Origin of the sequence: Mesonia aquimarina (assembly GCF_003667275.1) — a bacterium.
Lineage (GTDB): Bacteria > Bacteroidota > Bacteroidia > Flavobacteriales > Flavobacteriaceae > Mesonia > Mesonia aquimarina.
Window position 1 is genome coordinate 380,305 of record NZ_RCNV01000002.1, and the last position, 24,591, is coordinate 404,895.

General features: G+C 33.1%; 26 protein-coding genes. 1 reads left to right on the plus strand and 25 read right to left on the minus strand.

Annotation, left to right across the window (positions count from 1 at the left end):
* Window positions 1–21: 21 nt before the first annotated feature.
* The 23 genes from D9R05_RS05270 to D9R05_RS05375 all read right to left on the minus strand — a co-directional run bounded on the left by D9R05_RS05270 (window position 22) and on the right by D9R05_RS05375 (window position 19,591).
* Complete coding sequence (locus tag D9R05_RS05270; RefSeq protein ID WP_121666181.1) at window positions 22–414, minus strand: hypothetical protein; 393 nt, start codon at window positions 412–414, stop codon at window positions 22–24.
* Window positions 415–428: 14 nt separating this feature from the next.
* Window positions 429–656 (minus strand): hypothetical protein, encoded by a 228-nt coding sequence (locus tag D9R05_RS05275; RefSeq protein ID WP_121666182.1) that lies wholly within the window; start codon window positions 654–656, stop codon window positions 429–431.
* Between the two features lie 182 nt (window positions 657–838).
* Entirely contained in the window at window positions 839–1,564 is a 726-nt protein-coding gene (locus D9R05_RS05280; protein WP_121666227.1) for a DUF4386 domain-containing protein, read from the minus strand.
* A 38-nt stretch (window positions 1,565–1,602) separates the two neighbouring features.
* Window positions 1,603–2,136, minus strand: a complete 534-nt coding sequence (locus D9R05_RS05285; protein WP_121666183.1) for an NADPH-dependent FMN reductase — start codon at window positions 2,134–2,136, stop codon at window positions 1,603–1,605.
* A gap of 172 nt (window positions 2,137–2,308) precedes the next feature.
* Complete coding sequence (locus D9R05_RS05290; protein WP_121666184.1) at window positions 2,309–2,680, minus strand: DoxX family protein; 372 nt, start codon at window positions 2,678–2,680, stop codon at window positions 2,309–2,311.
* Between the two features lie 22 nt (window positions 2,681–2,702).
* A complete protein-coding gene (locus D9R05_RS05295) occupies window positions 2,703–3,347 on the minus strand; it encodes a hypothetical protein (RefSeq protein WP_121666185.1) in 645 nt (214 codons plus the stop codon).
* A gap of 52 nt (window positions 3,348–3,399) precedes the next feature.
* The gene (locus tag D9R05_RS05300; protein ID WP_121666186.1) at window positions 3,400–3,993 is read right to left on the minus strand and encodes a Crp/Fnr family transcriptional regulator; all 594 of its coding nucleotides are present in this window, start codon (window positions 3,991–3,993) and stop codon (window positions 3,400–3,402) included.
* 689 nt (window positions 3,994–4,682) lie between these two features.
* Complete coding sequence (locus D9R05_RS05305; protein WP_121666187.1) at window positions 4,683–5,258, minus strand: YdeI/OmpD-associated family protein; 576 nt, start codon at window positions 5,256–5,258, stop codon at window positions 4,683–4,685.
* Window positions 5,245–6,876, minus strand: a complete 1,632-nt coding sequence (locus tag D9R05_RS05310; protein WP_121666188.1) for a S41 family peptidase — start codon at window positions 6,874–6,876, stop codon at window positions 5,245–5,247. Before D9R05_RS05310 ends, D9R05_RS05305 begins: the two co-directional genes overlap by 14 nt.
* Window positions 6,877–7,160: 284 nt before the next feature.
* Window positions 7,161–8,357 (minus strand): cadherin repeat domain-containing protein, encoded by a 1,197-nt coding sequence (locus D9R05_RS05315; RefSeq protein ID WP_121666189.1) that lies wholly within the window; start codon window positions 8,355–8,357, stop codon window positions 7,161–7,163.
* 155 nt (window positions 8,358–8,512) lie between these two features.
* On the minus strand, window positions 8,513–8,893 hold the full coding sequence (locus D9R05_RS05320; RefSeq protein ID WP_121666190.1) for a hypothetical protein: 381 nt from the start codon (window positions 8,891–8,893) through the stop codon (window positions 8,513–8,515).
* A 109-nt stretch (window positions 8,894–9,002) separates the two neighbouring features.
* Window positions 9,003–9,914 (minus strand): alpha/beta hydrolase family protein, encoded by a 912-nt coding sequence (locus tag D9R05_RS05325; RefSeq protein WP_121666191.1) that lies wholly within the window; start codon window positions 9,912–9,914, stop codon window positions 9,003–9,005.
* 105 nt (window positions 9,915–10,019) lie between these two features.
* Window positions 10,020–10,556 carry a hypothetical protein gene (locus D9R05_RS05330; RefSeq protein ID WP_121666192.1) on the minus strand — a complete coding sequence of 179 codons (537 nt, stop codon included), beginning with the start codon at window positions 10,554–10,556 and terminating at the stop codon, window positions 10,020–10,022.
* A gap of 684 nt (window positions 10,557–11,240) precedes the next feature.
* Entirely contained in the window at window positions 11,241–11,666 is a 426-nt protein-coding gene (locus tag D9R05_RS15680; RefSeq protein ID WP_317124592.1) for a HipA domain-containing protein, read from the minus strand.
* Complete coding sequence (locus tag D9R05_RS05335) at window positions 11,573–12,517, minus strand: type II toxin-antitoxin system HipA family toxin (protein WP_262696560.1); 945 nt, start codon at window positions 12,515–12,517, stop codon at window positions 11,573–11,575. The genes D9R05_RS15680 and D9R05_RS05335 overlap by 94 nt, the downstream gene beginning before the upstream one ends.
* Window position 12,518: 1 nt before the next feature.
* Window positions 12,519–12,782 carry a helix-turn-helix transcriptional regulator gene (locus tag D9R05_RS05340; RefSeq protein WP_121666193.1) on the minus strand — a complete coding sequence of 88 codons (264 nt, stop codon included), beginning with the start codon at window positions 12,780–12,782 and terminating at the stop codon, window positions 12,519–12,521.
* A gap of 120 nt (window positions 12,783–12,902) precedes the next feature.
* The gene (locus D9R05_RS05345; RefSeq protein ID WP_121666194.1) at window positions 12,903–13,880 is read right to left on the minus strand and encodes an HNH endonuclease; all 978 of its coding nucleotides are present in this window, start codon (window positions 13,878–13,880) and stop codon (window positions 12,903–12,905) included.
* 211 nt (window positions 13,881–14,091) lie between these two features.
* Window positions 14,092–14,538 (minus strand): cytochrome c oxidase assembly factor Coa1 family protein, encoded by a 447-nt coding sequence (locus D9R05_RS05350; protein WP_121666195.1) that lies wholly within the window; start codon window positions 14,536–14,538, stop codon window positions 14,092–14,094.
* A 294-nt stretch (window positions 14,539–14,832) separates the two neighbouring features.
* Window positions 14,833–15,936 carry a HigA family addiction module antitoxin gene (locus tag D9R05_RS05355; protein WP_121666196.1) on the minus strand — a complete coding sequence of 368 codons (1,104 nt, stop codon included), beginning with the start codon at window positions 15,934–15,936 and terminating at the stop codon, window positions 14,833–14,835.
* A gap of 17 nt (window positions 15,937–15,953) precedes the next feature.
* Window positions 15,954–16,286: a type II toxin-antitoxin system RelE/ParE family toxin gene (locus D9R05_RS05360; RefSeq protein WP_121666197.1), complete on the minus strand. Its 333-nt coding sequence runs from the start codon at window positions 16,284–16,286 to the stop codon at window positions 15,954–15,956.
* A 416-nt stretch (window positions 16,287–16,702) separates the two neighbouring features.
* The gene (locus D9R05_RS05365; protein ID WP_121666198.1) at window positions 16,703–17,296 is read right to left on the minus strand and encodes a DKNYY domain-containing protein; all 594 of its coding nucleotides are present in this window, start codon (window positions 17,294–17,296) and stop codon (window positions 16,703–16,705) included.
* A 288-nt stretch (window positions 17,297–17,584) separates the two neighbouring features.
* Entirely contained in the window at window positions 17,585–18,322 is a 738-nt protein-coding gene (locus D9R05_RS05370) for a YqjF family protein (RefSeq protein WP_121666199.1), read from the minus strand.
* A gap of 411 nt (window positions 18,323–18,733) precedes the next feature.
* Window positions 18,734–19,591 carry a hypothetical protein gene (locus D9R05_RS05375; RefSeq protein WP_240462935.1) on the minus strand — a complete coding sequence of 286 codons (858 nt, stop codon included), beginning with the start codon at window positions 19,589–19,591 and terminating at the stop codon, window positions 18,734–18,736.
* Window positions 19,592–20,261: 670 nt separating this feature from the next.
* On the opposite strand from D9R05_RS05375, the gene ltrA reads away from it, so the two are divergent.
* Window positions 20,262–21,524, plus strand: a complete 1,263-nt coding sequence (ltrA, locus tag D9R05_RS05380) for a group II intron reverse transcriptase/maturase (protein ID WP_121666200.1) — start codon at window positions 20,262–20,264, stop codon at window positions 21,522–21,524.
* A gap of 110 nt (window positions 21,525–21,634) precedes the next feature.
* Here the strand turns inward: ltrA and D9R05_RS05385 are convergent, their stop codons facing one another.
* Both D9R05_RS05385 and D9R05_RS05390 read right to left on the minus strand, forming a co-directional pair.
* Window positions 21,635–23,317 carry an AlwI family type II restriction endonuclease gene (locus tag D9R05_RS05385; protein ID WP_121666201.1) on the minus strand — a complete coding sequence of 561 codons (1,683 nt, stop codon included), beginning with the start codon at window positions 23,315–23,317 and terminating at the stop codon, window positions 21,635–21,637.
* A gap of 2 nt (window positions 23,318–23,319) precedes the next feature.
* A complete protein-coding gene (locus D9R05_RS05390; RefSeq protein WP_121666202.1) occupies window positions 23,320–24,285 on the minus strand; it encodes a DNA-methyltransferase in 966 nt (321 codons plus the stop codon).
* Window positions 24,286–24,591: the final 306 nt, after the last annotated feature.

Below are 24,591 nucleotides of genomic sequence, written 5' to 3' on the forward strand. Positions count from 1 at the left end.
GGGAATTAAAAGCATTGACTTTTACCCTTTTAGGCTTAGACACTCTTGCACGGTTTTCAATTTTTCTATTAGCGGCATTAATTCCAATTTTTTTTCTGTAAATGCAGCAATCATCTTTCCTAAAACATTTTTAGCTTTATTACAGTTGTTACAATCATTTTCGCATTCTAAAATGTAAGCCTTAAGTATTCTGTAATTTACTGCGTAATCATTCGGGAAGATTTCTTGCGCTTTTTTATAATCAAATCTGGCATTGTGCCAATGTGATTTTGTTAACCAATGGTCACCTTCTTCCATAAGCCTTAAATATTCTCTTTCTTTTTTCTGCTGAATTATTTTTTCTTGCTTTAAAACAGTTATTTCGTTTTGTTGAATTAATATCCTTGTAAAATACACAGCAATTGAAATCACCATGACTGACAAGGCAATCAGTATAAATTTTCTTTTCTTTTTTGTCTTATAATTTTTTTTCTAATTTTTAAAATATCTTCCTTAGAAGCTTTTTTAAAAGCTATTTTTCCACCGGCAGCTTTTAAATATTCTGCTTTTATACTTAAGAATGACCGCTCTTTTTTAAAGTAGCTTTTTGATCTAAGTAACTTTTTATTATTACTTAGACTATTTCTCATTCCTTGAATACTTCCTCCTCCGGGCATTTATTTCTAAAATTTTGGCATAAACCGAAGATAGCAAATTTGCAAGGATTTTTTCGTGTTAAGTTAGAAGCTTGCGGGGTAATAAATAACAGGTTCACGTTTTATTGGCATTCCAACTTTTTCATTGATGTGATATATTGATAGAATTACAATGCATATTAGGTATTTTAAATCAATAATTTCTATAATCTTGATTCTTTTAATTTTTTATAAGATTTTGTAGTGCTTTTAATGAGCATATAAAAGGTAAGACCAAGCTCCCCAATAGCCGCTAATACTCCCACTATCAGCGCTGTATAAACTTCATAGCCCGGAAAATTAAAATTTCCAAATGTTTCAATTAAATAACCGGTTCCGGCTCCTATCATAAGCCCTCCAAACAACTTTGGGAATACATTGGATTTAAGAATCAGCACCCCTAGCAATATACAATGGATACCGAAGAAGCCGCCCGCAATGAGATAACCGTATTGGTGAGCTTGTATTAAAGTAGCACTAAGCTCTTGTAGTTGGTGTAAGCTAAATACTTGAGATATATCTTGATTTTCTAATACCTTCAATGCCATATGATGGTTCAACAAGTTTATGCTACCTATTGCAGGGTGAGCTATAAGCCTAAAAGTAGAGGAGACCATTGCTAAAGTTTTATTGAAGGGTTTAAATATTTTGTATAATAGTATTGCTATCACAGCATCTAAAAGAAATGCAATGAAATCGGTTGTTAAGCCTAATTGAAACAGTCCTTTATTTTCAAGTAAATTGTTTGCTGTTGCTATAGCATTCCCTGGTACCACGAGCGTTTCCCTTACGTAGCCTTGGCTAAAGCCGGCGAAAATAATCACTAATAAGTAGAATAATCCAGTAAGACGAATCAATTTTATATTCACAAATGCTTTCACTTTGTTCATCATTCTTTATTTAAAATTCGAATTTTACTACTTTATAATTATTTAATAATTGTTTTAAATTTATTGACTTTATTGTAAATGTCTTCTTTGAAGTAGTTATCATTTATTTCTCCATTTTTAAAATTTTCGTAGAAAGAGGGTAATGAAAAGGTGTCTGTTATGCAAGCACCCATATACGGAAAGTAAGCACTTGCTGATTGTAATACGCTTGCTCCACCTCTACTTCCCGGTGAAGTTGCCATTAACAGCATGGGTTTTTCTCTCCAAAGTTTCATATTTATACGAGATAACCAGTCTATCGTATTTTTAAATACCGCTGTATAAGAGCCATTATGTTCTGCGAGAGATATTATAAATCCATCGGCCGAATTGAACAACCTATCTAGTTTTTTTACCGTTGTTGGGATAGCATTTTCTTCCTCAAAGTCAACACTATAGAAAGGTAAAACATAATCATTTAAGTCGATTGAAATAACTTCTTCATTTTCTAGTAAACTAGAAGTATAGTTTATTAAACTTTTGTTGATGGATCTTTGACTATTACTACCTGCCATTGTGATTATTTTTTTCATGATTACTATTTTTTAGAGATTAAACTATCTTTTGAATATTTTTACGTCCATTGCCAATTTGGTTAATGAAGACTAATTATCAGGAAGGAATATTCGTAACCTTCATTAGCTTGCTTCACGAACCAGTTTGCTAAAAACTCTGGGTACATTTAAAGTATCGGAGATATAAACATTATAGTATTACTTTGAAATTTTTATCTGTAACAAGTAAAACCATACCAGCAACACAACAATATAAAGCTGTGTAAAAATATTCATAGTCATTATGTGCAAAATGAGTTATCAATGCACCAATTGCGAATGGCAATAACCATAAAGTCGATAGGTTTTTAACTTGATGCATCCAAAACCCAACAACCAAACCAATAACTCCCAATAATTCGCCATAACCTATAAATAAAGTCCATATTTTTCCGAAACCAAAATTGCTCATGTTTTCCATCATACTTTGTTTTTGGAAAACTTTAAAAAGACTTGCATAACCGAAAGCATAGATTAAATATCCATATGCTAACCAATGTGAAACGTTTACTAAATTTTTCATGATATTTAAGGTTTAAAATTGTTTATAAAATTTTTCGATAATACAAACCGAAGGATGATTTGCCTATAGGGTTAGGCCCATACTGGTCAAAGTCTAAACCAATACCTAATTGATGGCCATTAAAAGAAGTTCCTAAACGCAATTGCTGAAAACTCCTTGAATGGGTTTTAAACTTGTCCCAAACGGTTAAAAACTGACCGTTTAACCAAAGGGAGATGTTATTATTTATAGGGAGGTTATACTGAAACTGAGCAAAGACTTCAGCATAGCTACCATCTTTTTGCTCAGAATGGGCTATTGTAGAAATAATTACCAATACTATTCGTGAATTTTCTAGTGTGAACTTTGCGGACAAACGTTCAGAATACCCAGCAAAACTGTTGTAATATAAAGATGGACCAATGGCAATATGCTTATTAAGACTCCAGAATAAAGTTGGTTGTATCCCGGTCTCATCAAAGCCTTGGGTTTCTTCATTTTCAAATTTCTGAAAGAAAGCCAAGGTGTTAACGCTCAAAGTCTTGCTTTTATTTATAAAATAGCTTGAGTAAGAGGTAAAATCAGTTTTATCAAAGCCTGAAAACAGTTCAAGCTGTGTAAACTGTGCTTGCAAATAGCTTGTAAACCCAATTATTAAAAATGATGAAATGATTATTATTTTTTTCATGCCTCAAAGTTCCGATAGGAACACATGAAAAAAATGAACTAGTTTAAGACTTTTATATTCGATTGACTTTCGTAATGATTTTACTCATGAATTCTGGCGTGATGCCAATATAGGCTGCTAAGTCTTTTTGGGTAATTCTATTGACAATTTTAGGGTATTTCTTTTTGAACTCGATGAATCGCTCTTCTGCCGTTAAGGATATGCCATGATTGGTACGCCTTATATAGCTTATGAGTGATCTTTGGTATAGAATGCGATAAAACCGTTCAAATTTTGGTATTTCCTGAAAAAGTAAATCATAATTAGCTCGAGAAATTCCTAATAATTCAGAATCCTCGGTAGCTTTAATAAAATAACGTGATGGTTGTTTGGTTATAAAACTTGCCATGTCACCTGTCCAGTAATCTTCAACAGCAAACATAGAGATATGAGGAGCACCATTCCCATCTAGCGTGTATACTTTTAAGCAACCCTTAGTTATAAAATACTCGTATTTAGTAATGTCGCCTGCTTGCATTAAAAAGGCCTTTTTATCTACTTTGATTTCTGTAAGCAGAGAAAGGTACTTTTGTTTTTCAAGCTCGGTTAAATCGATGAACCTGAATATATTATTTAGGATTAGGGTATGTGATTTTTTAAAAGTCAATTTTCTGTCTCGTCCTAAAATATGGCTACAGCTTACAACTTAATTTAAGCTGTTAATTTATATACCATATTTGGTGTTCTAAAGCCTAAAGATAAGTATAATCTTGCTTCATTGATTTAATTAAATTGTAAGGTATGTTATAAGTTATTTTTCATCTTTTCTACTAGCCAAAACTTTTGCACGTTGTTTTACCTTTTATTTCCAAAAGCCCACCGGAGGACTACTGCTACCAAAATAGAAAGTAAATACGACAGTAAATCAAAAGATTTGGCAGTTTACAAAGTATACCAAAGTTTCTGGTTTAAAAAAGATGTAGCTATGTGTTATGTGCGTTGTCTTGGTGCATTATGCTAGTTTAAGAGCCATTTAAATGTTCCGCAAAGAGTAAATAAAATAAGCCAAGAGTTTATAAGTAGCAAGGGAAACTAAGAGGTGAATATCTTCAGTTTGTAATTGTTTTACTAATAAATTTTAAAATCAGATTTCTAACATAACTAAATGGAAAGGCGAATGCACCACGAAGCTAAGCCCAAAAAAAGTATTTTTTTATTCAAGTATAAGATTGATTCATTATTAGCATAACTATAGAATATTGGATTGTCATATAAAGGGTTAAATCCGAAAAATATAGCAAATTTGCGAGGATTTTTAGAAGTAGAAAGGAACCAAGTCATTCGTTCTACACTTTTTTATCTGAATTGTTTTGGTTTTAATTGCTGACTAGCGTTTTCTACTATTTCAATAATTCTTTTATGCCTTGTTTTTTCTCTTTTAGCAGACACAACCCAATATAAAATCGATTTTTTATCAGACTTACTTAAGCTTTTAAAGTATTTAACAGCCCCTTTATGGTTTGCGAATTCCTGCAATAAATCACTTGGAATCTCTAGGTTTTCAACGCTATCTAGCATCGTCCAAGAACCATTCTCTTTTGCTATTTCAATACTTTTATACCCTGCTTCTGTCATGAGTCCTTTATCAATTAAGCTTTTTATTTTCTTCTTATTGATTTTTGACCAGTTGCTTTTTGCCTTTCGTTTGGTGAAATACTGTTTGTATCTTTCAGTATCAATTGTTCTTTTTGTACTATCTATCCATCCAAAACAAAGTGACTCGTCAACGGATTCACTCCAGCTTAGATTAAAGTTCGGAGATGCTTTTTTATAAAAAATAAGCCAAACAGCCTCTTTTTCTGTATGATTTAGCTCGAGCCATTCTCTCCATTCTTGTTTGTTTTTAGGACAAATTTCTTCAGTTTCTCTCATTTGCAATTTCAATAGCTTTTTCTAAAATTTCATCCCGACCATCGCTCAATCCGTTGATTGTCGGTTTAATTTCTATGTTAATTTTAACTCCTTTTCTTTGGGTTTCCGTTCCATCAGGGTAGAGAATTCCATTTCCGGACATTGCTGTTTTATAGCCCCCCATATATTCAAATACAACTACATCGCCATCAGCTCCTGCAGTTTGATTTCCGAGTGTAATTACCTTGTCAGCCGTTTGAAAAGCCATAGCTGTAAATTCTGCTCTGCTTATAGTTTCTTCATTTACAAGTAGAATAATATCTCCTTGAAAAGCTTTTCTATTACGAAGTGTTTTTAAATTGTCTTTAAAAATAAATCTTGAGGGATAATTGATGTTAGGGGTATAAACCTTGCTAAACGCTCTTTTTTCTGTATTTAAAAACCGGGTAAAGTATTTATAAATAAAATCAGGGTAATTTCTTAAATCAATTATTATAGTGGTTTTATTCTCAAAAGACTCAAAAATATCTTTGATATCCTCGCTTTTAACACTAGCCATATTAATGTAGCCTATTTGATTATTTAAGGATTTTGATTTTAGCTGTTTTGACTTATTCCAATAGTTAAAATCCTTAAAATCATATCTGTTTACTTTGATTTGTTTCGTTTGTCCCTCTCTTTCTATAGTCAAATTCACCTTATCTTCTAAGCCATTTAATATCTGACTGTAAGTTCGTTTTATTTTAATATTTGTATTAGAGCCCGAAACATACTTTAGATTTTTCTCTGTTTCTGTTTTGACGTCTAAATCATTTATTTTTAAAATAACATCCCCTAATTTTAAATTATTAAGTTTCGCAATGGAATCATTATAGAAGCCTGAAATAACCGCTTTATTTTCTATATGTGAAATTTTAACGGGAAGATATTTTTGTCTTTGTCCGGAGAAACTGATCCAAGCGTGAGAGTCGTCTAGTTTTGCAATAAGTACTTTTATTACTGATTGATACTCATCTTTACTTGATACCTCCTTGATTTTTGATATCATTTCTCTTAAAACTGAATCCCAATGTTGATCAGTAAGGTATTTGTAAGGGTAAAAATATTCTATGATATTCCAGTATTTAAATAGCCCTAAAAGTCTATATTCTTCATCTGGAAATTCAAAAGATTGGTAAGCAGGTTCATTTGTAACTTTTATTTTCCCAACACGTTCGGTAGTTACGTAAGAATTATTTTTTTGGTTCCGGTTTTTTTCGATGTACTTTAATTTGGAAGCGAGTTCATCTGTAAAAAAAGTAGTGTTTTGTGTCCACGATAGATCAAAATTCTTATCAAAATAACTTTCATCTGTATCACATTTTCTACAGGGTTTTATAGGTCCTAAGTTATTTATCCAACTTATATAAACTTCAGATAAAGCGGTTTTATCCTTTGCCTCTAAAACCTCAGGTATTTTTTTTATCAGTTCTTGATCCCAATCCAATTCTCCTTTAGCCACTTCAGGATGATAATATTTTAAATAGCCATAGATTTTTCCAAGCGAAGCTAATTTTTCATTGTTAGAAATATTCTGTTGGGCAGTCAGAAAACTGTAACTAAAAAAGGCCAAAAGTAGAAGTAAGCTTGTTTTTTTCATAATGCAACACAGGGTTTTTACTTTACCAATTGTTATGTGACGTTTTAATTCAATTTTACTCTGGTACTGAAACTCTTTTTGACAAAAATTAATCCACCATATGTTTCTACATATATTTTATTGATTTATATTCTATGTAAAAGTTTTGGTAGATAACCACCTGAGGCAATTAGCAAATGTTTTGACTTTTCATTGAAAAACTCTAAATCTTTGTCGAATTGAATATGATCAAGCATTGCGGTCCAGTTAACGAATGCTTCGGAAATAATAGCTGCCTAATTCATTTACTCATACTCATATAAAACTTCTACTTTTTTTGGGTTGTGATTGTATTCCGGATCTCCAAAATAATCTCGCGTTTCTTTGGTTAACCTGGAATTAGTATCAAAATCATATGTGATATTATAGCCGAAAAAGCTTCCATCTGAATAGGTTCTTTTAAATTGAGTGATATAATTATCAGAAATATAATTTACTACATTATCTCTATAGTTTAAATTAGAAAATTCATCGCTTTCCAGTAACAAGTTGTTTTTCCAGTGTTCGCCAAAAATATATTGGTAAAAGTTGTAAGCATCAGAACCTTGTTGTGAACTGTATTGATATTCGTCTAAAGTTCCACTAGCCATATCAACAGTTAATGGATTCCCATTTTGATAGTTAATGGTAGAAACGAAGGTCTGGTTATTTATTCCTGGAACCAATTCTTTATAAATTAAATTATCTGAATTTAATTTTAAATGATGAACGCTTGGATTACCTCCTCCAAATAATCTTCCAATAAACTCAATTTCATCTCCATTATAATTAAATTCGTGTACTATTGATCCATCTTCACCTGTCAAAATTGTTTTAATTAAGCGGTTATCATTATCATAAAAATATTCTGTTTCAGTTAAGAAATAAGTTTTCATTTTTTTAACTAAACCATTACTGTAAGTTTCCGCCAGAGCACTATCAACACTCCCATTAGAAGAAATTTTTACTTCTATGAGTAAATCATTTTGAAATGTATATTTAACCGAATGTATTTCATTATCATTATTATCAAACCGTTTAATAGTGACAGATTTTAAGCTTGTAGGTGTAGTGTTTTCGTTTATATCATTTAGGGTAATAGTAAAATTAGCATTATCTGAAACTCCACTATTTTCTACGGTTATAATTCCCGATATCACAGGATTGGTTTCAAAATCAAAAAGAGTTTCATCAAATACAGTAATTTCTCCGGTAGAGGAGTTTATTTCAATAGCGTTTGCCGGGGTTTGACTTGCAACCGTAAAAGTTAAGCTTCCTTGATTTGTTGTAGCCGTTAAGTTTCCTAAAGAGGTATTAGGAGCAGGGTTTTCATTTATAGTTGTACTGAAATCTGAAGCATTTACTGTAATAGAATTTGGTACAGGGTCAGCTGTATCGTCACCTTCTGTACAAGAAATAAATGCGGTTAAGAAAGCTAAACATAAAATTTTAATTTTTTTCATAAATAATATTTTTGGTAGAGGTCAAATTCAGCAGCTCAATTTACAACAAACCGTTAAAACTCTATAATAATTCTAATAAACTTATAGTGTAGGAATTTTTTTATAATTAAACAGTGTCAATTAGCAGAAATGATGAGGTGTGAATACTTTTACTTTTAATAATGTACAAAAAAAGAGTCTGTTTCTTCATCGTCGTCAACCATTTTAATATGCACATCAAACAATTCAGTCAGAATTTTTTCTTTAGTCGAGTTGTTAAATTCCTTAAATTCGAATTCCTTAATGCGTTTCGAAATTCTATCTCCATTATGCCATTTTTTAGCTACAATTTTTTCAATCAGAATACTTAATTCAACGGGAGGCACTTCATTTTCGGTTTTGTGCCATATGAATTGTTGTCGTTCTTCTGGATCATTCTCGTTATAGATTGCAATTCCGCTTATCGAGTTAACAGTTTCATTAGTTAATTCAATATTTTTAACCTCATATAATTTGAGATATGTTTTTAGGAAATTCAGTCTTTTTGATTCGTTCATTTGGATTTTCTCAAATCAGCTACAACGGCAGTCTGTCTTAAAGCTAACTAATTAGTGCTTGAAAATACTTATAATTTGCTTTTAAAACCAACAACCGGTGGCCCCTTTTTTATTTTGTCATCCAATGTATCAAATCTTTTTCGTTTACGATTGACCAAGCATGGGGATGCCTTTCTCCATTTGCGCGATAGCTTCTATTTTCGGTTTCTATAAATTCGATATCATTATGTTCGAATTCAATCTTTAATTTTTCCGATAGCTTTTTTAGGTAATAAGCATTTAGGTCCTTATAATCGTTTTTTCTGTTTTCTTGCCACCATTTTAAATCAGGTTCTGTGTATAATCTGATTTTGAGACCGTTAAGATTTTCCAAGTTTTTAATATGTTGTGTTTCGAGTGTAAACGGGGAGTACTTTTCATAATGCTCAATTCCGTTTTCAGGATTTCCAAACTCTTTGTCAAACCTATTTTTTATCCAAGTTGCCTCTTGAATTGAGGGTTCTGAAAAATTCATTTTTAAGTTTTTTTGAGCCGTATTATACAGTGCTAAAAGATCAATAGGCGAGTCCACTACAAAAACACCTTTCGGCTGTATCTGACTTTTGCTTTTAACAAGATAATCGCTAATCAGTAAACTTATATTTCCACCAGCTGAAAATCCCCCAATAACTATATTTTCTTTAGGTAAATTATTTTCTACAACGATATTCTCTAATTGTTTTGCTAATTGTTGTTTTTCTGACGGATGTAAGAACAAATGCCGGTTAAAGTTCATGGCTAAAACCGAAATCCCATTTCTTATGCTTATTTCTGCAATTTTAAATTCTGAAAATGTGTGTTTAGCGTCACAAGGTAAACAGGGAAATAAGATTAAGAGGCCTTTTTGTTTTTCTGACTTAATTAATTCAAATTCTGAGTTTATTATCCTTTCAGGAATTGATTTTTCAGTTTGATTGCTGTGTTTATGATTTCCCTTACAGGAAATTACAAGTAAAGCCAAAATTATTATGAATGTTCGCATTTTTTAAATGGTGCTAAAATATCGAGTAGTAAAGATATGGAGAACCTTTTTAAAAAATAGCAGTTGTACTTTTCGTAGAAAACAAACAGCATTGATAGATGCTTTTTAATATTTCATATCAAACTCGCCATCTCTTATCTCAACAATTTCGCCATTATCGTTAGTTGCATCAAAGAAAAACCTTCCTCCTAATATTCTATTTTCAATATCGTGATAAACAATCTCTAATTTACCAATAAAGTTTTCAGTAGTAGAATAATTAAAATCAAGGGAGTTGATTCTATATTTTCCATAACTGTTATTTGTTTCATTTTGAAGACTGTATGTGTTTCCTTCTAATGAAGAAGTGGGAGAGATATTAAAAACTCTAATTCTAATTGATTGAGAAATAAAATCTGGTTTTTCGCCTTTGTCTGTAAAATATAAAGACATGTAATTCTCATTATTATACGAAGTAAAAATAAGATCTTTTGTAGATGCTCCTGGAGAAATTACTAAGGTGGCTTCAATTAATTCTCCATTTGCTTTACATTTAATTCCTCCTTTGCCATCAAAAGTATAATTATTATCATTTACGTCTACATCATTTTTTGAACAACTACATAATAGGCTAATGCAGACGAAAACTAGAATTTTTTTCATGACTATCCTTTTTTAAATAGATACAATTCTTATTTATACAATGCGTTTAAATTTTTCTAAATTTATTGGGTTATGCTTTTGTTACGGGAGACTCATTATAAATTTTCTACCGTACGTACTCGACTGCATCAGTTGTGGAGTATAGTTACGTTACAGGTTGTGTGCTTTAAGCAATGAATTCAGTATATTATTTTTCAGCATTACTGTCATATATAGCCACAAACTTTATACATTCAATGGTAAACGAGTAGAGCTTTATGCTTTACGCTATATGCTTTAAGAACAGCCCTTGGTGCCCCCTTTTTTTCCTTGGTGTACAATTCCGGTCGGAGTGTGTTCTACTGCCATAATAATTTAGTTTTTTATGTTATAAGCATGATTAATGCTTTAAAGATAAGGGTTTTATCATTAAACCTCACATCTCAAAATAAGGTTTTATTAGTACAGTATTATACAAAAAACTTACTTCCACCTCCTTAACCTAAAAACACTTCTTTACGATGCCAGCTTAAGGCTTCTAAAGAAGGATAGTGATGTCCCTGTTTAGGCAGTTGAATATTTACCTCTTTAAATTGCGGGCGTACATGCATCAATTTTAGCTTTATGTTATAGTAAGAAAAACACTATTTTTAATACTTGTTAGGTTTTTAAGTAAAACACTTCGTATTTGGTTTTTTCTATAGTTTATTCCTGAATTAAAGTTGAAAATTCTTTGCTAATAGCGGTGCTTATTTTTGGCGGTATCTGTAATTCTTTGCTAAGTGGTTTCCAACTCTTTCTTACTTCTTGCACTTCTTGTATGATCCCTTTCGGGTTTTTAATAGCAAATTCTTCGGCAATGCTCATCACATCTTCAAAATTTATACGGTCTCTTTTATTGTTGATCGATAAGGCTCGTGATACATTCCTGTAATTAAGATTGATGTTTAAGGGATAGGTCAAGTCATAAGCCGGGGCCAATTTCCAACTATTCGTATCTGTAGTATACATAAAGCTATGGTTTTTTAAATGATCGTCTATATTGGCAAATACCACATTAAATACCATTCTTCGGAAAAGTTCCTGTATATCTTTATAAGGCACTTTAAGGTCCAATGCCAATTTAAACACATTTTCGTAGCTTGAATCTTCCGGTTTTTTAAAATCCCATCCGCTTGTCCGCAAGCCGTCAATACATGTTGTTTCTCTCCATGTTGTCTGTCATAACGTAAAGTTGCAAAATGTTTATTCTCTATGAGTTTAGAGGGCATCATTTGTATACCGGCTTCTTTAGCCATTACATAATAAGCATATTCTATCTTTTCTTTATTATACCCTTTTTCTCCTTCCTCATTTATAAAAAGCTTGACTAAGTAATGATTATAGTCATTACTATATTCCATATCTCCGGGAATAATTTTGCCTGTGGTCTTATGTTCTGAAATTAAAATTTTAGGTCTAGCCCCCCCGGCAGAAGTACCTATTTTAAAAACATTCAGTAATGCAATATCACTGAGTTCTTTTTCGTTAGTTTCTTTTTTTACGTATAATACTTTATGTAAAACCTCAATAATTTCATCTATATTAATAGTAGATGTTTTAGGTATTTTGCTTATCGGGTGGTATTCTAAAGCTCCCATACCTCGATTAGCCACATAGGTTAGTTGTTCTAAAGGGGTAATTTTTTTAAATTCCTTGTTTTTAGACTCAAACCACTCTTTAAAAATGATATTTCCAAACATATCTGGTAGCGAGTCGGCAATCATAGGAGGTAAGCCTCTAAAGGTTTCTCCTTCAAATTTATTGAAGATTTGAACTGGTTTTACACGCTTGAAGATATAAGGAAAAATATTTGTGTATTGGTTCGACTCCAAAAACTTTGGGTTGTATTGAAAATACGAAGCTTGTTTGTCTATATCATACCCCAGTTTACCTATTTCTAAACCAAATAAGCGTACTTCTATGATGCTGTTTTTTGCCATATTAATACAATGAATCAATGTCGTTAGTTGATTCCAAGTTTTTTAGGGCTTGGTAAAAGCTTTCTAACCAATCAAAATGATGAGCAATTTTAAGCACCGTATCTAAGGTGGCATTTTTACCGCTTTCAAATTTTTGGATGGTAAAACGTGATAAATCCAATGCCTTTGCCAAGTCCTCTTGAGACATTTCGTAAGCTTGCCTTTTCTGCTTACAAAGTTCTCCAAGTTTTGTTTTTACTTCTTTTATGCTTACTGCATTTATCATAGGAAGTTTATTATAATACACAAATATACTAAAAATAGCTCTAAATGTGTATTATAGTAAACAATTTTGCAGTTATATGGTATAATTCAAGCCCAGCAAAACTGATGCTAATCTTCTCGTTTATAACAAAAACACCGCTTTACGATGCCAAGCTAAGGCTTCTAAAGAAGGATAATGATGGACCTGTTGAGGTAGTTGAATGGTAGTTCCCTCAAATTGTGAAAGCGCATATACCGAGGCTCCTTCGTGTAATCTTTTGGAAACACGCACCGTAAAATCTGTAGTTATCGTAATTAACCCCCGGTCAAACGCGCGGTGTAGAGTAGGGGTTAGGGCCAAACCGTTTTGTATGGTGGCATCGTACGAAAGACTAATGGGGTGAATATGACATGCATCAATCAGTTGAATATTTAAACCCGTCTCTACCTTCATTTTGGAGATACAGCAACTATAATCATATAGTTTAGGAATGGTCTTTTTAAATAGGCTTCCTCTGATAAAAAGCTCTTCTTGATAATCATCCTCAGGTAAGCTTGCTTTTAACTCTATAATATGTTGCTTATAAATGGCAGAAGGTTCATTTAGAATTTCATACTCTAATTGCTGTTGGGTGGTATTTGGAAGCGCAAACGAGAAGTTGTGTTTGGTCTCCGGAAAATACGTATCTAACAAGACTGCCAGTAAAAGTTCTCGGTGAACAGGCTGCTGCAAAAGCTGAAATAAAGCTTGATCAATCGTGGCGAACGCTAGCGTTTCTTTTAATTTCGGAAAGCTTTTAATACTTCTTGACTTTGTAAGCGGGATTTGCTTTCCGGGTTTCGTGACCAATTCCCAAAATGGCTCAGACCTTAAATGGAAAAAGGGTAAGGCAAAATTAGCGGTATGCCCTGTAGTGACTAATTTTTTCCAGTTGTTCTTAAAGGCTAAAACAAGCTCTCCTGTAATAAAAATCCGGTTGCCGGTAATTTCTTGTTTGGCAATCAATTCTATGACCGATATTAACAAAACAGGTTTATGGGGGGCTTTGCCTAAGCCTTTGCTATAATCGCGGTTGAGCTGGGTAAGCTGAGCGATGTATTTATTGATGGGTTCTTGCATTATCGGAGTGGAAGATAAAAAACTTTTTAATTAATTTGTTATCAAAGTACTTCAAGGAAAGAGGGGGTATAGTAATGCTTGAATATGAACAATTGCGGTCAAATGTACGAACCACCGTATACAAGACCTGCTTGGTTCCTGAGCAATACCTAAGGGTAAGGTACGCTGCATCATTGTATGGCTGAGTTATCCACTCGACCATAGTGCTTTTTTATTCCGCTGTTACTATTTCAATCGTTTGTTTTTGTTCAGGCGGATTTTTTATTCGGACATTAATCCTTTTATATTTCCACTGATTTTCAATTTTATCCGCAGTAATATCCATTCTGGCTTTTCCTTTTGTGCCTGTTATTCGGATTGTTGAATTAACAGTTTGGTTATTATTTGTATAAAGAACTTCGCCTTCTAAAATTGCAAGTTTATCAATAGGTTCAATTTCGCCGAGTAGGTCAATAACTTTTTGTTCAGATTTTGCTTTTTCTAGTGCATCTTGATAAAGTTCAGTATCCGAATATGCTTGAGCCAAATCAGCTCCAATTCCGCCTATTCTAGAAAAAATAAAAACTGATAGAATAATCAATACTATACCGCTTACAGGAACGAACCATTTCCAATTCCTTTTCCACCAGCTTTTATGTTCAATCAGTTCGTTGTTCATTTCGTTATTATTGTTTTAGCAGTCAGTTCCGCTAATTTTTTATATACATTGCGTGTGCCTAGCACGGACATCTTTTGTTAACCGAAAGATAAACATTTATCCTAGTGGGTGCAAGTCCTTTATGGGCAGAGTAACCCTTCGGTTTCACTCAGGACAAGCTCTTTAAAACATTAGTAAGCTGCAAGCTTGCTATCCATGAGATCACAACAAAAGAAAGCGAGACTACACTCTGTCATTTAATGGCGGAACCATCCATGCGATTACCTGCTGGCTCTTCTTAGTAGTTCTACATGTTTAAATTGATAATTCAGAAAATTCAACCTTAGTTTTTAAACTATTTAAGCGGATATCTTTATACAAATGCTTGTGTTCCCTTTGTACTTGGGCGACAATTATACCTGGATGTTTTTTGAACTTTTCACTTAACTCCAAAATCAATTCTTTGTCAAAGGAAAAATAGTTAAACAACTCATTCCTTTCTTTCTCCGATAAAAGCATACGCGCTGCAAAGGAGTCTGCTTCATCTTCTTTTTCCTTGTTAGGTTTAATACTTTCAATACCATCAATAAAGATGTCTTTTTTTCCGTGGTATAAAATATGTCCTAATTCGTGAAAGAAAGTGAACCAAAAAGCATTATAATCTTTTTGTCTATCTGTTATTTGAATAAGGGGTATGCTATTATTTTTTATCCACCTTGTAGCTCCATAAATAGGTGCTTTAGCAATGCAAGGTGTATAAACTAAGGCTACACCGCAAGATGCACAAAGTGCTTGCAGTTCTTCTAACCAAGTGTCTGCATGTCTATAGGCAATGTCTTGAAATTGTTCTAAACAATGACGTAATGCTTTTTTATCAAATTCAGTTACTTTTATTTTCTCCGCTTGTAATTCTCCTAAGCGCAACCATACTGAAATAGCTTGTGGTTCGGCAGTATGTCTTAATTCTATTTTAAATGCTAATGAACTACCATTATATATGTCTGACCATTGCTTAGGGGAAGCAACTCTAAAAAACTTTAGTAAGCTATCTGCTAATTCAGGTTTTTTACGAGTATTTGGAAGCAAACCAAAAGATTTCATTTTAGCTAATGGAAAAGTAGAAACCCATTCTTGGCACAGTTCTAAATGTTCCATCTGTTCTATTTCTAATAATTCATCTTGATAGGTGCGTTCTAAATTGAGCCAAAAACTTGCAGAAACTCCCAAAACGTATTCCAATTTGGTGGCTGTTTCTTTGGTTATGGGTGCTTTTCCTTTAATTAACTCATTTAATTTAGGAATAGACCTGCCTAATCGCTCTGCTAATTCGGCTTGCGACATACCAATATGGTCTATATGCTCTTGAATACTATCGCCTGGGCACGATAGTAAAGATTTTTTAATTTGTAAATCAGTCATAATGTTTCCTTATTAAGTTAATGAGGGTCCTCTACAGACTCAATACTTATAATGGTTATCGCTTTTAAATCTATTCCACCATCTTCTAAGGTTGGTATAGGGTCTTGATTTATAACAAATAATATTCTCCAATTCTGTTGAATATTTATTGACCAAGTTCCTTTGCCTTTACCTATGTGCTGGTGCAATCGTAATACAGATAATTGTGAGATAACCTCTAAATTATCTGCATTTTTAAGCTGAGTGATACGTAACTTCACCTTTTTTGCTAATGTACCATAGCTCTTTGCTATACCTTTGTCGGTAGTGAGCGACTTCTTCAGCTTGTTATTTTTATACGATAATTCCATTGCAAAGTTACAAAACTATTTACTTAAAGGGTTAATTGTTTTTGTATTTTTAGAATACATTAATCTTTGGCGCTCATATCTTATTCATTTTATGTGCTTGTTAGCAACAGTAGTCTGTCTTAAAGCTACCTGATTAGTGCCTGAAAACACTTATAATTTGGTTTTAAAACAAAAATTCGTATATCCGGTTTTTTATTCCATAGATTAGCCTTAGCTGCTTTTAGAGGCATTATATGCGCTAAACATACACTTATAGAGTATCTATTAAGACTTCTTGTGTGACCCTACCTAACAACTACTGCCTACGGAGAATAACTAATCGCTATATAGAGTTAACCGACAGCCTCAATAATTATCGAGACTGGTTTAGTCAATATTGCGTTCTTGTTAGGTCGTCCCGACCACACGAACGCTAGTTATTGTGCGTAGTTATTTTTTTTATGTCCTTCAAAAGTTTCATATCTGGTCTTTAATTCCCCGTTTCCTATAACTACCCCGTGATAAATTTCAGGGTCGATTTCGGAGTATTCTGGATTTAGTTCAATAAAGTGTTCTGTCAATATTATCGATTTCATTCCGGTTGTCGATATAATCTCAAAGTTGTCAATGTAGTCCGTTTCTAAAGGAAGAGATCCGCAATAAATTGTGTTTTTGTCCTTCGAGTATGGGGGCTTTAGAATTTCAAAAGTTTCGGGGTTTGCTTTGTAAATTTTGTAATAGTCTATGTAAACATAATTTTTGTCCTTAGAATAGCCTTGGTCAATTGTTTCAAAGGTTATAGGGTCAGCATTTTTAATCTTTTCGCCTTTTAAATAGACATTACTTCTGTCTTTGGCATATGTTTCATTTTCTAAAACCACAAAGGACTCATTGTCAACTTGCAATTCCTTTATTCGTTTACCTGCTGCTTCGTCATAGGACACGTATGTCCATTTACCGTCAGTTTTTTCATAACCGCTTGAACATCCAATTAGTGTTAAAAGTGTCAATATGAAAATTATCGTTCTCAATGTCTTGGTCTAATTACGCACAACAGCAGTCTGTCTCAAAATTACCTAATTAGTGGTTGAAAATACTTATAATTTAGTTTCAAACCAAAAACCGGTGTTATCCAGTGGACTTATCCCATATTTTGAGGGTTTATATACGTTTATAGTGTTTGTTAAAACTGCTTGTATGCGCTTTTTGCCCCAAGCTAAAACTAATCCCTATAGATAGTTAACCGGCAATCCTAATGATTATCAAAACCGGTTCAGTCAACAAGACGTTCATATTGGGTCGTACAGACCATACGAACGCTAGTTATTGTAGCCAGTTTTTTTGTTTTTAATTTTCCCCCAAGCCAAAACTTTTACTCCTTTCGAATAATGAATTTTGCTTGGTCGTTCGTTTATAAATTTTTCAAATCTCGGATAATTCAATTCCAATTTTTGTATGTCAATTTCATTAATTTGCCATTCCAAATGATGGATTTCAAATTCGTTTATAGAATCGTCTGTGTCTTGGAAAAGAGCATATCTTTCTGTTAACCATTTGTCCAATTCCGTTTTCTCGGTCAGTTCGTTTCCAATTTTAAACTCAATATTTAATTTGTCATTAAATTCAGAGTTTTGGGATTGATATTTTTTGTCAGTCCGTTTAATATTTGAAAATCTATACGGAAGTTCAGAAATGCTTTTTGCAACTTTACAAGACAAGCTTTTTCCACCTTCAATGCTCAAGAAGTAAACTCCAGTTTTATTTTTTGACTTAACATAAGTCCGAATATTTATTTCGTCAAAATCCGATATTGGTGAAAAGGAAGGTAAGTTTTTCAGTCTAATTCTTTCCATTGTAAAAGCAACGACCGAAATCCAAGGTTTACCTTCAAAAAGGTCAATTTCTAATTCATTTGGAACAAACTTTTTTAATTCGGTCAAGTCAACTTGATAATGAAGAAATATTGCATTATTCCACTCTTGGTAAAATTTCCAATTTTTAGTTGGAATTTCCCAAGGTCTGTGTTGTGTGGTATTTAATATTTCTCGGATTTTCATTTCGTAAATTGGCTACAACGGCAGTCTGTCTCAAAACTACCTAATTAGTGGTTGAAAATAGTTATAATTTAGTTTCAAACCAAAAACCAGTGTCAACCCAATTTTTATTTCCCAGATTAATCTCATCTGTTTTTTTTGGCTTTACATGTGCTAAAAATACCACTTAAAATTGCTTTTACAGTTTTTGATGACCCAAGCTAACAACTAACTTTCCTCCCAAAAACAACTCAACCCCCATAAAAGAATTATCGAGACTGGTAGCCATCCTTGAAGATGCCCTCCTATAGCTCGCTTTTAAGGAACTTAAACGCTATCGAATCTAAGATTAAAAACCGCTAAAAACGGCTTATATTGATGGAGTATTTTTAAAATTTAGGGCTTGTGCAACGGCTACCGTTGTTACCTGCCGTTTTATTGATTATGTTCAATCAGTTCTAAGTTTGTTTTAGTACCATCAATATTTTTGTAGTTCAGTTGTACAAATCCATATTTTTCATTAAAGAATGCAGTCAATTTTGTTTTTCCGATTCTGCTTTTCCCTGAAGATTCAATTACATAACAATCTAATTTACCAAACTCGGTTTCTAACTTTATTTTATCAATAATTTCATATTTGTATTTGTTATCTATGGTACCTTTCCAAACTTTCCAGCGTTCATCTGCCCATCCATCACCAATTTTTAAACTCCAATTCCATTTATTTCCAATTTCATATGGTGCTTTTATGTAAGGAAATGGATTTAGTTCCAATATTCTAAAATAATAGTCTCGTGGTGGATGCATCCATAGGTTAGCTTCATTTTCAATAACACCTGACATTGAAAAACTCGATTCGTCAAAAAGAATATATTTTAAGTTAGTTTGATTATAATTGGCAATACCATTTGACATTGGATTTCCATCAAGGACAGAAATAGTCAAAGTATGTGTGGTTGAAAAATCAGTTGAATCTGAGTCTAGAAATTCCCATCCAGAATTATCCTCAGTCTTTTTGAAAAATTGAACTTCATTATTTTTTGTGATATGCTGATAGCTATAAATGAATTCAGTTCCTACTTTAAAAATAATATTGTTGTAATTATATTTATTTAAGTCTGCAACAGTAGAATCAAACGATTCCACTATAATATTTTCACCTTCGCCGATAAGCTCATAAGTAGGAAAAGCAATATTTTTATCTTTTACATTAGTATCTAATTTTTTTGTTTCGTTTTTACAGCATTGAAATATAATTGTGCATAGTATAAAAATAACAAATTTGATTTTCATTTTTTCAATTTAGGATTTGTTTTTAATGGCAGGTAACGAGTTTGTATATAACAAGTAGCGTGCAAGTTAGCTATTATTTTTCCGTCACAGAGCAAACCAAATATACCAAAATTTTCGAGTTGAAAAAGACATAGCTATTTGTTATATACTTGGTGTGTGCCCAGCATGGGCATCTTTAATTTACCGAAAGGTAAATAATTAATCTAGAGGGTGCAAGTCCCTTATGGACAGGGGTAACGCCTTGAACCATTAGTAAGCTGCAAGGTTGCTATCCGTGAGGATAGGACTGAAGGAAGCAGAACTACAAAACTCGGTACTGACGAACAGAAACCGTATACGAGGCATTTATGCACGGGTAAGTAAGCACATCATTGCAAAGCCCAAAGAATATCAAAAGTGCATATATGTAGATACGGCAGGAATCGAGTAAAAGAAGATGTTCTTACCTGGGGAGGTCTCCGTAATCACGAGTTGATAAAGCGGAGAAGTCAGCCGAGGTCATAGTACTCACAGAAAACGAGGTGCAGAAAAACTGCATAGGTCTCACAAATGAGGAAGGACTGAACGATAATGGTCTTTAATAAACTTAGGAGCGGTTTTGCGCTACGGATAGCCTTCCAGTAAAACAGTAGCCTTTGATTAAGCGAGACAGCAAGTCAAATTAGTATTAATGATTAAACAATTAACAAGTAAAAAGAACCTAAACGATGCCTATTGGCAGGTGTACCGCAACAAGGGTGCGGCAGGAGTGGACAGACTTTCCATAACGGAACTGAAATCCCAACTGCAAACCCATAGTAAACGGTATATCCAGCAAATAGAACGGGAGTTCTATCAGGTAGCCTCAATACTGGGTGTTGAAATACCCAAAAGCAACGGTAAGAAACGATTACTCGGTATTCCTACGGTTGTCGATAGGGTATTTCAGCAAGCACTGCACCAAGTATTGCAACCCGTATTCGAGTCAGATTTCCAACAGCACAGTTATGGGTTCAGACCAAAGCGCAACGCACATCAGGCAATTGCAAAAAGCCTTGAGAATATCAACTCAGGATATCAAAATATAGTAGACATCGACTTAAAGAGTTTCTTTGACGAGGTGGAACATTATATTCTTCTGGAACTGATATACAAAAAGGTAAAATGCAAACCGACCCTGAAGCTATTGCGCTCATTTCTCAGGGCACCCATACTGATTAACGGCAAACTACAAAAGCGCACTAAAGGAGTGCCGCAAGGCTCTCCTTTAAGTCCGCTGCTCTCCAATATCCTGCTCAACGAGCTGGACAAAGAACTGGAGAAACGCGGGCACCGTTATGTGAGATATGCCGATGACTTCAGTATTTACGTTAGAAGTAAAGTGGCTGCAAAAAGAGTAGGTAACAGTATCTACAAATTTTTGCGAAATAAACTCCAACTACCGATAAACAGGGAGAAAAGTGGTACGCGTAACCCTTTAGGTCTTCAAGTATTAGGGTTTGGTTTTGTGCCAACCTATAAAAAAGGAGAAAAAGGGAAATATCAACTAGTGGTTAAACCGTCAAAATGGAAGGAATTTAAGGCAAAACTTAAACAGCTGACCAAAAAGACGATACCTGCCAGTTTTGAAGAACGTATCGCACGTATCAATCTGTTGGTACGGGGTTGGATAAATTACTTCAAACCGGCATCTATTCACGCCAAGCTTAAAAAGCTGGAAGAATGGCTAAGAAACCGATTGCGGTATTGCATTTGGCATCACTGGAAGAAACCTAATCGAAAACGGAAAAACCTAATCCGCTTAGGTATCGACTATGATCACGCCTACGCTTGGAGTCGTACGAGAATGGGAGGCTGGGCAGTAGCTCAAAGCCCCATTCTGCGAACCACAATTACCGTAAAAAGGTTAAAAATGAAAGGTTATGTTAGTTTAATCGAACACTACAAGCGATGAGTTTCATTATCGAACCGCCGTATACGAGACCCGTATGTACGGTGGTGTGAGGGGTGCACTCCGTCATTTAATGGCGGAGCCATCCACTCGATTGGGCACAGTACTTATTTTTAGGATGCCCATTTCAATATACTTTTTTTAATGTTTTCACTCCAAATATTTTCATCTTCCATTTCTTGATTATTTTTCCATTGTCTTTCTAACCAGTTTTTTAGCTTTTCTGGGTTATCAAATTTATTATCTATTCCAGTTTTTACAAATTCAATGAATTGGTCGATTGATAGAGGTATAATTTTGGTTTTACCTCCATACAGTTTTGTGTTAAAACGATTTAAGTTAAAATAGTGTGCTAAAGTTCCTTCACTAATTTTGGGTGCAATAAATAAGCAATACATTTCTTTATTCAGACTTTCTTTAGCTTTTCCAAAGTGTCTTGGTACAGATTCACTTTCCATTTTGTATTGAGTATTGCCACCAGACATTGTCACTTCTGTAATTAAACCAAAATCAGCAAATTCGGATTCTATGTCAGGCTTTTGACCTGGTGCATAATTAAGTGGCATACCATCGATATCCATAATAAAATTACCATCAACTCTTTTTGCATAATTAAGCATAACCAAAGCTCTCCAAACATTCCACTCAAGGAATAGAGGTGCGTCAGGAACTTCTTTTTTCTTTATTTGCTTAAATACGTCAAGTATATCTGGTAGTTCTTTATAGTCTTTTAATTCACGCTTCTTTTCCTCAATATTTTTAGACTTAACAGTAATTTCAAGACTTTCTAAAACATCTTTCAGTTCTTCAATTGATGCTGTTTTATCAAATTCAGTAACGCCTAATTTTTCTATTTTATCAATTAAAAGGTCTTTATTATCAGATAATAATTTAACTGAAAAGGGATTAAATAGATGTTTTTTAAAATCAGATATATTTTTAAAAACTAAAGGTTTTCTATCAGTTTCTTCTAAAATATAATTTACCTCCTCAATTTTTTGAGGTGAAATTATCAATCTAAAAGTTCTTTTCTGAAAAGTAATTAATTCTGTTGCTCGAATATACCTGACAAAAGCATCAGCGTAGTCTTTCATATTTGAGCTTTTAGTTTTTATAAACTTTTGCAATGAAATATCAGAACTTTCCCTAGTTTTTAAGTTTTTATCTTGTACTTCTTTTTGAAAAATTTCTAATACTTCTTTTTCAAAACATTTTGCAACGTACATTTTACGGCTACCTTTAAAAGACTTTGAACCCCCACGGAAATCAACAATTTTCGCAACTATTTTTTCAAAATCCTTATAATTTATCAATTGTGAAAAAAACAAGGCTATTTCTGTTTTAGATAGGCTTCCAAGCTCTTTAACTAGTCTTAATAATTCAAGGTAAGGTTTTACTGAAAATTCAAGAGTTTTTGATTGAGTATGATAAGGCGAAGGAAGTTGGAATTTTAACATTTGCCTTGTGAATGTTTCATCTTCTCTTTTTCCAGTAAGCAATAATTTTCCAGCTTCCGTGATTTGAATTTTAGGTTTTAAATCGACAAAACCGAATGCTTTTGGTGCTCTAGTTATTCTATCTCTTGCTGCAAACGCAGGGTCAGCAGGATAGCTTTCGCCTTCATAAAAATCTGATTTATATAATGAATCGAAAAATTCAGCTTGTAATTCTGAATTGCCAGTCCATTTCTTACCTGAAAAGGAATTAGTTAGTAATTCAATTTCTGGAATAATTTTCTCTAAAGTTCTTGGGGATGTAAAACCGAATAGCGCTTTGACTTTTGATAAACTTCCCATATTTATTCCCAGAAGATTTTGTCATCAACTGCCATTGATTTTTTTTGTAAATTATCTTCTCCTGATTCCAAATATTCAGATATTCTTGAAGATGACATTTCTATAGATTTGTCTGATATATCACACCCAATAAAATTACAGTTATTTTTTATTGATGCTATAGCAGAAGAAGCACTTCCTAAAAAAGGGTCGCATACTGTAAATCCTTCTTCTGAACTAGCGTTTATCATTGCTTGAAAAACTTCTACAGGTTTTTGAGTAGGATATTTTGAGCTATGAATTCTCTTGAAACGCCAAACATCAGGAAACTTTCTATTTCTAATTTTTCTGGTATTACCGTTGGTAGCAAAAATCACATATTCGTGCCTTCTTCTAAAATAATGTCCCATACCAATATTGACTTTGTCCCAAGTGATTAGGTTTTTAACGTCAAAGTGATTTCTAACCACATTTCCTAGGCTCAAAAGTGAATAAGAATCAAACATTATGTAAATATGTCCAGTAGATTTTTTTAAAACTCTTTTACACTCTGATAAGAATACATTGTAATTTTCTTCGCTATCTTCAAATTCTCCAAACCATTTTCCATTTTCTTTTCCTTTGTCAGCGTATTTTCCAACTATTCTTCCTTTTCCAAGTTTTAACTTGTCATTCATTCCAGAATAGGCTGGGTCAGTAGCAATAACATCTACGCTATTTGAAGGTAATTTTTTTAAAAATGTAATGGCATCATCTTGATAAATAGAAACTTTATTTTTATCTGAATTATATTTAAAAGTAGCCTCTGCTTTTTTTAGTCTTTTTTCAATTCTATTTTCTGTATTTTCAATAAATGATAAAATTGTTTGAAAATACTTTTTTGAAATTTCCTCTTCATTTACAATGGGAATTTTCTGCTCAATAATATATTCTTTTAGTCGGCTTTCTGTAATTCCGTATTGTTCTACTATTTCAGATGTTCTATACATTCATTTTTGTTTTTTTCAAATCTACGAAATTTGATTCATTTTCTGATGTTGCTTCGTATTGTGCCCAACGGTTAGTATATGAAAAGTAGGCGTTTTTGAAGCTCCAACCTTTCAGTTACGCACAAACTTTGATACGAGCCAAAGCCCTTGAGTTTATTACTGTCTCGCCTATTTTTTATAACCGTTGTGCCTGTTGCACAAGTTACAAAAAAGCCTTAATTTCATGGAATGCAAGGAAAAAAGAATTATCAAGAAAAACTCTTCAACAGTTTTCAGTTGAGCGATAGGGTTCCCCAAGAAAATTTC